At 59.2% G+C, this 13304-nt stretch carries 12 protein-coding genes; 2 read left to right on the top strand and 10 right to left on the bottom strand.

Annotation, left to right across the window (positions count from 1 at the left end; genetic code table 11):
• Positions 1–36 precede the first annotated feature (36 nt).
• Genes plsX through FW764_RS03025 form a run of 3 tightly spaced genes read right to left on the bottom strand, consistent with a single transcriptional unit; the run spans position 37 to position 1778 of the window.
• Positions 37–1047 (bottom strand): phosphate acyltransferase PlsX, encoded by a 1011-nt coding sequence (gene plsX / locus FW764_RS03035; RefSeq protein WP_446432695.1) that lies wholly within the window; start codon positions 1045–1047, stop codon positions 37–39.
• 4 nt (positions 1048–1051) lie between these two features.
• Positions 1052–1234 carry a 50S ribosomal protein L32 gene (rpmF, locus tag FW764_RS03030; RefSeq protein ID WP_008152339.1) on the bottom strand — a complete coding sequence of 61 codons (183 nt, stop codon included), beginning with the start codon at positions 1232–1234 and terminating at the stop codon, positions 1052–1054.
• Positions 1235–1247: 13 nt separating this feature from the next.
• Positions 1248–1778 carry a YceD family protein gene (locus FW764_RS03025; protein ID WP_032886799.1) on the bottom strand — a complete coding sequence of 177 codons (531 nt, stop codon included), beginning with the start codon at positions 1776–1778 and terminating at the stop codon, positions 1248–1250.
• Positions 1779–1883: 105 nt separating this feature from the next.
• Between FW764_RS03025 and FW764_RS03020 the strand changes: the two genes are divergently transcribed.
• A complete protein-coding gene (locus FW764_RS03020) occupies positions 1884–2462 on the top strand; it encodes a Maf family protein (RefSeq protein WP_446432694.1) in 579 nt (192 codons plus the stop codon).
• Between the two features lie 131 nt (positions 2463–2593).
• On the opposite strand, the gene FW764_RS03015 is transcribed toward FW764_RS03020, so the two are convergent.
• The 3 genes from FW764_RS03015 to rluC are packed head-to-tail and all read right to left on the bottom strand — an operon-like array spanning position 2594 to position 5207.
• Positions 2594–3577 (bottom strand): S49 family peptidase, encoded by a 984-nt coding sequence (locus tag FW764_RS03015; RefSeq protein ID WP_446432693.1) that lies wholly within the window; start codon positions 3575–3577, stop codon positions 2594–2596.
• Between the two features lie 21 nt (positions 3578–3598).
• Positions 3599–4261: an HAD-IA family hydrolase gene (locus FW764_RS03010; protein ID WP_446432692.1), complete on the bottom strand. Its 663-nt coding sequence runs from the start codon at positions 4259–4261 to the stop codon at positions 3599–3601.
• A complete protein-coding gene (gene rluC / locus FW764_RS03005) occupies positions 4248–5207 on the bottom strand; it encodes a 23S rRNA pseudouridine(955/2504/2580) synthase RluC (RefSeq protein ID WP_446432691.1) in 960 nt (319 codons plus the stop codon). Before rluC ends, FW764_RS03010 begins: the two co-directional genes overlap by 14 nt.
• A gap of 758 nt (positions 5208–5965) precedes the next feature.
• Here rluC and rne point away from each other — a divergent pair.
• Complete coding sequence (rne, locus tag FW764_RS03000) at positions 5966–9181, top strand: ribonuclease E (RefSeq protein WP_446432690.1); 3216 nt, start codon at positions 5966–5968, stop codon at positions 9179–9181.
• Between the two features lie 165 nt (positions 9182–9346).
• Here the strand turns inward: rne and FW764_RS02995 are convergent, their stop codons facing one another.
• The 4 genes from FW764_RS02995 to FW764_RS02980 all read right to left on the bottom strand — a co-directional run bounded on the left by FW764_RS02995 (position 9347) and on the right by FW764_RS02980 (position 13128).
• Positions 9347–9787: a cupin domain-containing protein gene (locus tag FW764_RS02995; RefSeq protein WP_446432689.1), complete on the bottom strand. Its 441-nt coding sequence runs from the start codon at positions 9785–9787 to the stop codon at positions 9347–9349.
• A gap of 204 nt (positions 9788–9991) precedes the next feature.
• Positions 9992–10579 (bottom strand): nucleotidyltransferase family protein, encoded by a 588-nt coding sequence (locus FW764_RS02990; RefSeq protein ID WP_446432688.1) that lies wholly within the window; start codon positions 10577–10579, stop codon positions 9992–9994.
• Positions 10576–11562: an XdhC family protein gene (locus tag FW764_RS02985; RefSeq protein ID WP_446432687.1), complete on the bottom strand. Its 987-nt coding sequence runs from the start codon at positions 11560–11562 to the stop codon at positions 10576–10578. The genes FW764_RS02990 and FW764_RS02985 overlap by 4 nt, the downstream gene beginning before the upstream one ends.
• A gap of 225 nt (positions 11563–11787) precedes the next feature.
• The gene (locus FW764_RS02980; protein WP_446432686.1) at positions 11788–13128 is read right to left on the bottom strand and encodes a dicarboxylate/amino acid:cation symporter; all 1341 of its coding nucleotides are present in this window, start codon (positions 13126–13128) and stop codon (positions 11788–11790) included.
• Positions 13129–13304 lie beyond the last annotated feature (176 nt).

The raw sequence follows: 13304 nt of genomic DNA, 5'->3' as shown, positions 1-13304 counted from the left end.
GGCCGGTCACATTTAAGCACTCCCGAGCCGATTCGCCTAAGGCAACAGGTCTTCAAGACGTCCGCGCAAGCGTTGCGGCAGGTTTTCCTGAATCTCGATCAACGCCCGTGCAATCGCACTTTGAAAGCCTTGCACGCCCGCCGAACCGTGGCTTTTGACGACAATGCCCTGCAACCCCAAAAAGCTCGCCCCGTTATGCCGCGCCGGCGCCAGGTCGGCCTGCAAGCGGCGCATCAACGGCAACGCCAGGGCGCCGACAAAGCGTGACACCAGGCTCTGCTTGAACAAGGCCTCGATACGCATGGCGATCATGGTTGCCAGGCCTTCGCTGGACTTGAGCAGGATATTGCCGACAAACCCGTCGCACACCACCACATCAGCTTCGCCGCGATACAAGCCATCACCTTCGACAAAGCCGATGTAGTTCAAGCCCCGCGCACTTTGCAACAAGGTGGCGGCGAGCTTGACCTGCTGATTGCCCTTGATGTCTTCGGTGCCGATATTGAGCAACGCGACCCGCGGCCGGGTCACGCCCAACGCCTCAGCGGCGACTGAGCCCATCACAGCGAACTGGAACAAGTGTTCAGCAGTGCAATCGACGTTCGCGCCCAAGTCCAACAGCTGGCAATAGCCTTTCTGCGTGGGGATCGCCGCGACCATCGCCGGCCGGTCAATCCCGGGCAGCGTCTTGAGCACATGCCGCGACAACGCCATCAACGCGCCAGTATTGCCTGCACTGACACAGGCTTGCACTTTGCCATCACGCAATAGCTCAAGGGCCACGCGCATTGACGAGTCGGGCTTGCCGCGCAGGGCTGTCGCCGGCTTGTCATCCATACTGATGGTTTCGCTGGCCGCTGTAACCGTCAGGCGCGCGCGATCGACCGCCGGATGGCTGGCAATCAGTTCTTCAAGAAGGGAAGGTTGACCGACGAGGGTCAGGTGCAGCGAGGGCGTTGCAGACAGGCTGGCAATGCAAGCCTGAACAATGCTGCGGGGACCGAAGTCCCCGCCCATTGCGTCAATCGCGATGACTTGAGCAGACAAGTGATTACTCGTCAGCGCCCTTGTCGATCACTTTACGGCCACGGTATACGCCTTCTGGCGATACGTGGTGACGCAGGTGAATTTCACCAGTGGTTTTTTCTACAGACAGAGTGCTTGCCGTCAGGGCATCGTGCGAACGACGCATGTCACGGGCAGAGCGGGATTTTTTGTTCTGCTGAACAGCCATAATTGATTAACTCCTAAACGTTTGGGTCACGCTTTAACTGCGCCAATACACTGAACGGGTTGGACCGCGTTACCTCGTCCTCGCTCGGCTCGGCCTCGTCATCGAGACCCTCCGGCTGCTGGCATTCTTCCGGATGATGAGCAGGCACAATGGGCAAGGCGAGCAGAAGCTCCTCCTCGATCAGTGCATGCAGATCCAAAGGATCTTCGCCCAGTTCCAGCACGTCATAACCTTTCGGCAACGACTGGGTATTCGCACCCTCCTTCACCACAGCGTAACTGCATTCGCTGTGAATCGGCAGGGTGACCAGCTCAAGACAACGCTGGCAAACCATTTTGACTTCGGTGTCGATAAAGCTGTGGATTACCACAGACTTACGTTCATCTCGTTCAAAAACGAATTTGGCCTGCACCGTACCGACAGTGTCGGAAAGCGGGTCGCAGAGTCTCTCCAAATCGGCCAGCAGCAATTCACCTTGAAGGGAAGTGCCACGATCTGCCAATTTGCGCGGGTCAACGTGAGGTGGAATCGGGTCATTCAACATAGGCGCAGCATTATAGGGATGCACCCAGCCATGTCAAAGGAAATTCAGCCCTGTGCGTCAGCTGGTCGCCTCGCTAGAATCTCCAACTGCCTTAAGGAGACGCCCATGCTGCCTTTATTACTCGCATCCAGCTCGGTTTACCGTCGGGAATTGCTGAGCCGCCTGCACCTGCCGTTCATCTACAGCTCGCCGGACATCGACGAAAGCCACCGCGAAAATGAGCCCGCCATCGCGCTGGTCAAACGCCTGGCCGAAGAGAAAGCCCGCGCCCTCGCCGGCAGCCATCCCGGGCATTTGATTATCGGCTCCGACCAGGTTGCCGCGCTCGAAGGCAGGATCATCGGCAAGCCCCACACGTTCGAAAACGCTCGCGAACAACTGCTTGCCGCCAGCGGCAAGCGCGTAAGCTTCCTGACAGGCCTCGCACTGCTTAACAGCGAGACCGGGCACTGCCAGGTCGACTGCGTGCCATTTAGCGTGCACATGCGTGTGCTGGACGCCGAGCGCATCGAGCGCTACTTGCGCATTGAGCAGCCCTACGACTGTGCCGGCAGCTTCAAGGCTGAAGGGCTGGGCGTGAGCCTGTTTCAAAGCACCGAAGGCCCGGACGCGACCAGCCTTGTCGGCTTACCGCTGATTCGCCTGGTGGATATGCTGCTGGCCGAGGGCGTGCAAACCCCTTAAAACCAGCGCAAAACCAAATGTGGGAGGGGGTTTGCTCCCGATGGCGGCGGGTCAGCCACAGATAAGCTGGCTGATCCACTGCTATCGGGAGCAAGCCCCCTCCCACCTTTATCGACACAGACCTTGAGATCTCAGCGCAGCGTCGGGCCCTGAAAGCCCATGTACAAAGCCAATTTCTCCGCCACGCTAGCGCCGAGCTTCTTGGAGAAGCGATCAAACGGCGATTCCTCAACCGTGAAATCCACCAATTCTTTCTCGCCAATCACATCCCGCGCCACCGAACTGGCACTGCCCAGGCCATCGATCAAGCCCAGCGGCAACGCCTGCTCACCCGACCACACCAGCCCTGAGAACAACTCCGGATGGTCTTTGTCCTTCAGACGATCACCACGCCCCTGCTTAACACTGGCAATGAACTGACGGTGGGTGGTATCGAGTACACCCTGCCAGAACTGGGTTTCATCAGCCTTTTGCGGCTGGAACGGATCCAGGAACGACTTGTGCTCGCCCGAGGTGTAGGTGCGACGCTCCACGCCGAGCTTTTCCATGGCGCCGACAAAACCGTAACCTGCCGCCGTCACACCAATGGAACCAACCAGGCTAGCCTTGTCGGCGTAGATCTGGTCAGCGGCGCTGGCAATGTAATAAGCACCCGAGGCGCCGAGATCAGAGATCACCGCGTACAACTTGGTATCAGGGTGCAGTGCGCGCAAGCGACGAATCTCGTCATACACGTAACCCGACTGAACAGGGCTGCCGCCGGGGCTATTGATGCGCAGGATCACACCCTTGACCTTCGGGTCTTCAAACGCAGCACGCAAGCTGCTGACAATGTTGTCGGCGCTGGCGGATTCCTTGTCAGCAATTACCCCACGCACCTCGATCAAGGCGGTGTAATTACTGCCGCGGGTGGCACTTTTTTCCATATCCATCAGCGGGCTGAACAGCGCCAGCATGCCGAGCAGGTAAACAAAGGTCAGCAGCTTGAAAAAAATCCCCCAACGCCGCGAACGGCGCTGCTCCTGAACGCTGGCCAGAAGGGTCTTCTCCAGCAACTTCCAGCTTCTATCATCGCCGCTCTCGGCCTTTTCGGGCGCTTTCCACTCGTCACTCATGCCATTAACCCCAGCAAAGACTTATTGGGCCCGACTGAGCCAGGCCCGCAGTTCAGAAAAATGATCAATCGTCAGCCTCGGCTCGTATTGCTGCAAGGCCTCGGCAGCCTGCGCACCGTAGCTGACTGCCACGCTGTCCATACCGGCGTTGCGCGCCATCATCAGGTCGAAGGACGCATCACCCACCATCAAGGCCTGGCGCGGCGCGACGCCGCAATGCGCGAGGATCTGCTCCAGCATCAGAGGATGGGGTTTGCTGGCGGTTTCATCCGCTGCACGAGTGATGTCGAAATAATCTTCAAACCCATGCGCCTTGAGCACCCGGTCCAGACCGCGACGGGCCTTGCCGGTGGCCACAGCCAAGTGATAACCCTCGGCGCGGAACGCATCGAGCGACTGCACCACACCGTCGAACAACGGCGAAGGCGTGGCCTCCAGCGCAATATAATGATCAGCGTAATGGTCACGAAAGGTGACCAGTTCAGCATCGCTGATCTGGGGGTACAAGGTACGGATCGCCTCAGGCAAGCCCAGACCGATAATGCCTTTTACCGCCAGATCAGTGCACAACGCAAAGCCCGAGCGGGTCGAGGCTGCGTGCATTGAATCGACGATCCGACCAATGGAATTACAGAGGGTGCCGTCCCAGTCGAAAATTAGCAGCTTGTAATCAAGGTGCGACACTCAAACGCTCCACGGTCTTGGCCCACATCTCATCGACCGGCGCCTGCAACTTCAGCTCACCGCCATCTGGCAGCGGAACCGTCAGCATGTAGGCATGCAGGAAAAGGCGCTTACCGCCCAGGTCGCGGATTTCCTTGGAAAAATCCTCATCACCGTATTTGGTGTCGCCAGCAATGCAGTGGCCTGCGTGCAAGGTGTGCACACGAATCTGATGGGTACGGCCGGTCACCGGTTTGGCCTCGACCAGGGTGGCGAAATCGCCGAAGCGGCGCAGCACCTTGAACAAAGTCAGGGCCTCTTTGCCCTCCTCGTCCACTTCAACCATGCGTTCGCCGGAGCGCAAGTTACTCTTCTGCAACGGCGCACGAACGCTCTTGATCGAACTGGCCCAGTTGCCTCGCACCAGCGCCATATAGCGCTTGTCCACACCGTCACCACGCAAGGCCGTGTGCAGGTGGCGCAACATGCTGCGCTTTTTGGCAATCATCAGCAGGCCGGAGGTGTCGCGATCGAGGCGATGGACCAGCTCCAGTTCCTTGGCATCCGGGCGTAACTGGCGGAAGGCTTCGATCACGCCGAAGGTCAGGCCGCTGCCGCCGTGAACGGCAATGCCGCACGGCTTGTTGATCACGATCAGCTTGCTGTCTTCAAAGACAATCGAGGCTTCAAGGCGCTGCAAAAGGCCCTGGGCCAGCGGTACGGGCTCGTCACGTTCAGGCACGCGCACGGGCGGCACACGGACGATATCGCCCGCCTGCAACTTGTACTCGGGCTTGATGCGCCCCTTGTTAACGCGCACTTCGCCTTTACGCAAGATGCGGTAAATCAAGGTTTTGGGCACGCCTTTGAGCCTGGCCAATAGAAAATTGTCGATGCGTTGGCCGGCATATTCCGGCGAGACCTCAAGCAGCTGGACGCTGGGGGTCTGGGGGGCGGTAGTCGTCATGGCGACGATGATAACAATTTTTTATGGAATTGAAGCACTTAATCATTGCTGCTATAGTCGCGAACGCCGCCAAAAGCGGCCTGGACAGAGGACTTGCGGCAAACTGCCGGCCCTGACCATCGCAATTCATCAGGACGCGAGGCCGTCCTACGGGGCTTTCGCCATCGTGAAAGGTTCGAGATTGTAACAAGTGCAGGTGACATGAGGCCTGAAGCGAGTGCAGAAAGCAGAGTGAATACTCGCGTTCTGCGCCGATATTTACGGCCAGTTCACAAAGTGCAGTCAGTCTTGAGCCAGACCATGGCGAATGCTTCGGAAACAACGCCTGTTAAGAGCTGAGTGAGAGCGCAATCGCCCACACCTAGTCTTGTTTAGCCATGAGCGTGGACTCCCCATTGGAGAACACGGTAAATGCCAACCCGCTGCGGATTCTGCGCGCGGCAGCACCCGAATTATCAGGGATACGTGTAGGGTGGAGATGCACAACCGTCGGACCGTGTAGCACTAGGCTTATATTTAGACGCTTCATCTCGTCCACAGTCGCCGGTTGATTCCTCCTCCTGACCTTAGCTTTTGTTGAAGTGGTGCCTTTGTACCACCGCTAACAAGCAGGACGCGTCCGTCGCGATACCGGCCCACATTGGCGGGTTTTGCTGGACACTGGAGTGGCCAACCACTCTTGACGCACCTGACACCGACCGTGAGAAGTCGTGTGTGCCGAACGCCGTTTCCGGCAGCCCGGAAACCGACGGTACAACATGAAAAGAATGCTGATTAACGCAACTCAACCCGAAGAGTTGCGTGTTGCACTGGTAGATGGCCAACGCCTCTACGACCTGGATATCGAATCCGGTGCACGCGAGCAAAAGAAGGCCAACATCTATAAAGGCCGTATTACTCGCATCGAACCAAGCCTTGAGGCTGCCTTTGTCGATTTCGGCTCCGAGCGCCATGGCTTCCTGCCCCTCAAAGAAATCTCCCGCGAATACTTCAAGAAAGCCCCTGAAGGCCGCGTGAACATCAAGGACGTCCTGAGCGAAGGCCAGGAAGTCATCGTTCAGGTCGAAAAAGAAGAACGTGGCAACAAGGGTGCGGCCCTGACCACCTTCATCAGCCTGGCTGGCCGTTACCTGGTCCTGATGCCGAACAACCCACGTGCCGGCGGCATTTCCCGTCGCATCGAAGGCGAAGAGCGCAACGAACTGCGTGAAGCGCTGAACGGCTTGATCGCACCGGCCGACATGGGCCTGATCGTTCGCACTGCAGGCTTAGGCCGCAGCAGCGAAGAAATGCAATGGGACCTCGACTACCTGCTGCAATTGTGGACCGCTATCAAAGAAGCGTCCCTGGATCGTTCCGCGCCATTCCTGATCTACCAGGAAAGCAATGTGATCATCCGCGCCATCCGCGATTACCTGCGCCAGGACATCGGCGAAGTGCTGATCGACAGCGTTGAAGCCCAGGACGAAGCCCTGACCTTCATCCGCCAGGTGATGCCGCAGTACGCCAGCAAGATCAAGCTGTACGAAGACAGCGTTCCGCTGTTCAACCGCTTCCAGATCGAAAGCCAGATCGAGACCGCCTTCCAGCGCGTGGTCGAACTGCCTTCCGGCGGCTCCATTGTGATCGACCCGACCGAAGCCCTGGTGTCCATCGACATCAACTCGGCGCGTGCGACCAAAGGCAGCGACATCGAAGAAACCGCCCTGCAGACCAACCTGGAAGCGGCTGAAGAAATCGCCCGTCAGCTGCGCCTGCGTGACATCGGCGGCCTGATCGTGATCGACTTCATCGACATGACCCCGGCCAAGAACCAGCGCGCCGTGGAAGAAAAAGTCCGCGAATGCCTGGAAGCTGACCGTGCCCGTGTACAGGTCGGCCGTATCTCACGCTTCGGCCTGCTGGAAATGTCCCGTCAGCGCCTGCGCCCATCCCTGGGCGAGAGCAGCGGCATTGTCTGCCCGCGTTGCAACGGCACCGGCATCATCCGTGACGTCGAATCGCTGTCCCTGGCGATCCTGCGCCTGATCGAAGAAGAAGCCCTGAAAGACCGCACCGCCGAAGTCCGCGCGCAAGTGCCAATCCCGGTTGCCGCCTTCCTGCTCAACGAAAAACGCAACTCGATCACCAAGATCGAACTGCGCACCCGTGCCCGCATCGTGATCCTGCCGAACGATCACCTCGAGACGCCGCACTTCGAAGTGCAGCGCCTGCGTGATGACAGCCCGGAAGCGCACAGCGGCCAGTCCAGCTACGAAATCGCTGCTGCAGCGGCCGAAGTCGAAGAAGTCCAGCCAGCTGCCGCGACCCGCACCCTGGTTCGCCAGGAAGCCGCCGTGAAGACTGCTCCGGCGCGTGCCAATGCACCGGTTCCAGTTGAAGCGGCTGCACCGGTCGCCGCACCGGCCGCACTGCCTGAACCAAGCCTGTTCAAAGGCCTGGTAAAGTCGCTGGTCAGCCTGTTCGCGACCAAAGAAGAGCCTGCGGCCCCGGTTGTGATTGAAAAACCCGTCACCGAACGCCCGGCACGCAACGAGGAGCGTCGCAACGGCCGTCAGCAAAGCCGTAACCGCAACGGTCGCCGTGACGAAGAGCGCAAGCCTCGCGAAGAACGTGCACCGCGTGAAGAACGTGCACCGCGTGAAGAGCGTGCGCCACGTGAAGAGCGTGCACCTCGCGAAGCCCGTGAAGAAACCCCAACCGTAGCCCGTGAAGAACGTGCACCGCGTGAAGAGCGCGCACCACGTACCCCACGCGCGCCCCGTGAAGATCGCAAGCCACGTGGCGAGCGTGAAGAACGTGTGCGTGAACTGCGCGAGCCACTGGACGCTGCCCCGGCTGTTGCTGCCGAAGTTGCCAGCGAAGAACGCCCGGCTCGCCAGCCGCGTGAAGAGCGCGCCCCACGTGAAGAGCGCCAGCCGCGCCCACCGCGTGAAGAGCGTCAACCACGCACCGAGCAAACCGCTGCTGCCAGCGAAGAAGAAGTGCTGACCGGCGAAGAGCAACTGCAGGACGATGGCCAGGACAACGCCGAAGGCGATCGTCCACGCCGCCGCTCCCGTGGCCAGCGTCGCCGCAGCAACCGTCGTGAGCGTCAACGTGATGCCAACGGCAATGTAATCGAAGGCTCGGAAGAGACCGGCGAGAACGCAGAAGCCGCCACCACCGAGCCGACGGGCGCCGAACTGGCTGCTGGCCTGGCGGTGACAGCTGCCGTTGCAAGCACCGTGATCAGCGCACCGGCTGAAGCCCAGGCGCACGAGCAAGCTGAACGTGCCACCGCTGCCGTTGAAGAAACCGTGGGTGTAGAAGCACCAGAAGCACCGGTTGCTGAAACGCCCGTGGTAGAAGCACCAGCAGTAGAAGCGCCGGTTGTTGAAGCAACTACCCCAATCGAAGCCCCAGTGGTTCCAGAAGTGGAAGTTGCACCGGTTCGCGAAGCTCAACCCGAAGTGGAAGTGGTCACTGTCGACCCTGCACCGGTGGTTGAGTCTCAGCCAGTGGTTGAAGCCGTCATTGAAGCACCGGTTGTCGAAGAGGCCACCCCGGCCGTGCGTGAAGTTCGCGAAGAACAGACCGCCTTCCAGTGGACCGCCGAGCCAGCCGCTACGGTTGAAGCGCCAGCCACTGCCCCCGTGGTAGAGGAAGCGCCAGCTCCGGTTGCCGAAGTGGTTGCCGAACCAGCGCCAGTGGTTGAGCCTCAGCCGGTGGTTGAAACGGCGGTGGTTGCCGAGATCGCCGCTCCGGTGGTTGAAGCCGCTCCTGCCAGCGCCCTGACCGAAAACGGCCGCGCGCCGAACGACCCACGTGAAGTGCGTCGCCGCCGCAAGGAAGCTGAGGCAGCCGCTGCCGCTGCCGCTGCCGCACCGGCCGCCGTTGAAGGGGGCGAGGCGCAAGCCCTGCCTGCTGAAACAGTGGTTGAGCACGCTCCAAAGGCTTTGGAAGCAGAACACGAGCCTAAACCCCTCGCCTGATTCCATCAGCCACTAAAAAGCCCCGCCTGAGTGATCAGGCGGGGCTTTTTTATGGCGCCGAACACACGCCGATATTGATTCGAAATGCATTCAACGGTGGGAGCTGGCTTGCCTGGACGCCCTTCACCGTCGCATGCATTTACCCATTAACGCGCACAAGACGCCTTAATTAGCAACTGGCTTGGGTACCAGGTCAAAGCGATCGTCCTGGTATTGAAACAGCAAGCAATCCGGCCCAGGCCTGCACCCACTGAAGTGCTCACGCTTGGCTGGCAACCTATAGTAAGAACCAGGAGGATAGTCGACCGTCTTGCCATCGATTGTCGCGTAGAACGTCCCTTCCAGTACGACCGTCGGCAGCACGTGCGTGTGGATATGGTAAGGATTATCCCTTCCGCCGGGAAACCTGACAAAAGCCTCATAAGGCCCAACGCCCGTGAGACTGCCTTCCACATTAGCAAACTTGATTCCACCACTCCCCGCAAGCTCTTGCCATGAAAGCTGGGAGACGGGCAGCGAAATAAGACCGGGAGGGGGTGGAATATAGGCCCATGCAGCGGCTGAAACGCAGAGGGCAAACACCGAAACCACTTGCAACTTTCTCATAAAGGCACTCACTGTAAATTGATTTTTACACGTCAGCCTAGAAAGAAAATAATGCCACTTCGGGGCGTGAAACAGCAGGCAAAAACAGCATTCCACCTTTGAACTGATACCACGTAGCAAGGCTAATAGCAGTCAGCTTGGATACATCACGCCTTAGCCACATACAGCAGTCTAGAAGAGAAAAACTGAAAAGCCATCGCGCTGTCAGTTGCCGTAGTGCAGCAACCCCGGCACATCCACATCCCACAAAACCCCGGGGTCATCGACTGTGACTTCCCGCACACAGGCTTTGGCAAACAGCGGCTTGGCACCGCGATCGCCGCTCAACGCCATCAGGGCAGGGCCGAGCGAACGACCAAATGCGACGGGGTGCCCGTACTGCCCGTCATGCAACGGTACGCTGATGCGATCGTCCCCCAGCGCGGCAACGACTTGCACCATACTCGAAGGCAAAATAAACGGCATATCGCCCAATACCACGAGCCACCCTTCAGCTGAGCCAGCGGCGGCGACGACCGCCGCAATACTGTCGCCCATGCCAGCCGACTGCAACACCAACACTTCGCAGCCGTAGGCCCGCGCCAGGCGGACCACTTCAGGCCGGTCCGGTGAGGTCACTATCCAGCGCGCAGTCACACATGCAGGCAAATTCAACAACACCTGCTCGATCACCGGTCGTGTAACACCATCGCGCCCTACGCAATCGGCCAACAACTTATCGTTATCAGGCCCCGCCTCAGCCCGAAAACGACTGCCCTGCCCGGCCGCCAACACAATTGCCGTCACCGTCATTCGGCCGCCACCGGCAATGGCTTCTTTTGCACCGGCGCCACACCATTTTTGATCGCGACAATTTCTGCTAGCAACGACAACGCAATCTCCGATGGGGTATGACTGCCGATATGCAACCCGATCGGCCCGTGCAAACGTGCAATTGCCTCGGCAGACAGACCCAGCGCCGCCAGGTTCTCTCGGCGCTTCTGGCTGTTGACCCGCGACCCCAGAGCACCAATGTAGAACGCGGTAGAGTTCAACGCCGTCAGCAGCGCCATATCATCCAGGCGTGGGTCGTGGGTCAGGCACACAATGGCGGTGCGTTCGTCGGTCTGGATATTCAACACCGCCTCATCTGGCATGCCCGGTACAAAGCGGCCGTGCTGCTCTTCCCAGCCATAGACGAACTCTTCACGCGGGTCACAGATCAGCACTTCGAAATCCATCAAACGCGCCATCTCAGCCACGTAACGCGACAGCTGCCCGGCGCCGATCAACAGCAGGCGCCAACGTGGCCCATAGATCGCGCGCAGGCGCTCGCCATCAAAAGTCACGACGTCGGTTTTACTCGCCACGCTCAAGTTCACAGCGCCAGTGGCCAGGTCCAGTTCGCGGGCGACGATTTCATGGGCCTCGCACCGCGCCAGCAATTCGGCGACCCAGTCCCAGCGGTCCACGCGCTCCTCGGTCAGGCGTAATGTCCCGCCGCAAGGCAGGCCAAAACGCGCCGCCTCATCGCGGGTGACGCCGTAGGTCACCAGTTGCACCGGCGGCCCATCTGCCGCCAAGCGGCCGTCCTGCAAGCGCGCAATCAAGTCATCCTCAATGCAGCCGCCGGACACCGACCCGATCACCACGCCATCGCCACGCAAGGCCAACATAGCCCCAGGCGGACGCGGCGCACTGCCCCAGGTCTGAACCACACTGTAGAGCACCACGCGGTGCCCGGCGCGGCGCCAGTCGAGCACGCTGCGCAAGACATTCAGATCCACACTGTCCATCAAGACTCCTGCACACGATGCGGCGTAAATAACCGACTGAATAATGAGTTATAGAACGGGTAAGCCAACGCGAGTTTCATCTGCGCAGGTCACCCAGGGCGACTGATGAAGTGGTGACTGACTGTAAATCAAAAAATACCAAAAGTGACCCGCCAGAAATGCAAACGCCCCGAACAAGTCGGGGCGATTGCAGAGCTTTAGGGGTTTATCACGCCCTGAGCATTGTTACTTCACGGCAGGGGCCGGGCCTTCAGCCACACCCAAGTCATCTTCTTCACGGGTGTCGGAGATACCGCGACCACCGGAAGCCAATTCTACCTGCAGCTTGTCTTCATCCAGCTCCTTGACCCACTTGGCCACAACCAAGGTGGCAACAGCGTTGCCCACCAAGTTGGTGAGTGCACGCGCTTCAGACATGAAGCGGTCGATACCCAGGATCAGCGCCAGGCCGGCAACCGGCAGGTGGCCAACGGCCGACAGGGTTGCAGCCAGAACGATGAAGCCTGAGCCGGTCACGCCTGCAGCGCCTTTGGAGGACAGCAGCAGCACCAGCAACAGGGTGATCTGGTGGGTGATGTCCATGTGTGTGTCAGTCGCTTGGGCGATGAACACGGCAGCCATGGTCAGGTAGATCGAAGTACCGTCGAGGTTGAACGAGTAGCCGGTTGGGATCACCAGGCCTACGACGGATTTCTTCGCGCCCAGACGCTCCATCTTGATCAGCATGCGTGGCAATGCGGACTCGGAGGAGGAAGTACCCAGTACGATCAGCAGCTCCTCACGGATGTAGCGGATCAGTTTCAGGACGCTGAAACCGTGAGCGCGGCAGATGGCACCCAGCACGACCACCACGAACAGGACGCACGTGATGTAGAAGCAGATCATCAGCTGACCCAACTGCACCAGAGAACCTACGCCGTAGGCACCGATGGTGAACGCCATGGCGCCCAGGGCACCCAATGGCGCGAGCTTCATGATCATGTTGATGATGTTGAACATCACGTGAGCGAAGCGATCGATGAAGTCCAGCAACGGCTTGCCGTAGGCACCCAGGCGATGCAGGGCGAAACCGAAGATCACCGAGAACATCAGCACTTGCAGGATGTCGCCGTTGGCGAAGGCGCCGACGATGGTGTTAGGGATGACGTTGAGGATAAAGGCAACGATGCTCTGGTCTTTACCGGCAGTGACGTAGCCTTGGATTGACGCAAGTTTCGAAGGCTCCAGGGTCGTTACGTCGATGTGCATGCCGGCACCCGGCTGCACAACGTTGACCACGACCAGGCCGATCAGCAGAGCGATGGTGGAAACCACTTCGAAGTACAGCAGCGCGTAGCCGCCGGTTTTGCCGACCGATTTCATGCTTTGCATGCCCGCGATGCCGCTGACAACGGTGCAGAAGATGATCGGGGCGATGACCATTTTGATCAGCTTGATAAAGCCGTCACCCAGTGGCTTGAGGGCCACGCCGGTCTGCGGGTAGAAGTGACCGAGCAAAATACCGATAACGATTGCAACGATCACCTGGAAATACAGGGATTTGTACAGTGGCTGACGAGTCGTCATTGCAAAGTTCCTCAATCGCACCGTGTGGCAAAGATCCGCCAAAGCCCACGACACTTGAATTGCGAACCCTCCTGCACTGGAGGGATTTGTTGTTTGCGAGGACTGTAGGAACATTCCAGCGCTGCAACCTCTATCGCAAACGCCGTGCCATTTTTCTCAAAAACCTTGAAGGCCTC

The organism is Pseudomonas sp. 1152_12, assembly GCF_052850675.1.
This window is presented reverse-complemented; position numbering and strand designations above follow the sequence as displayed.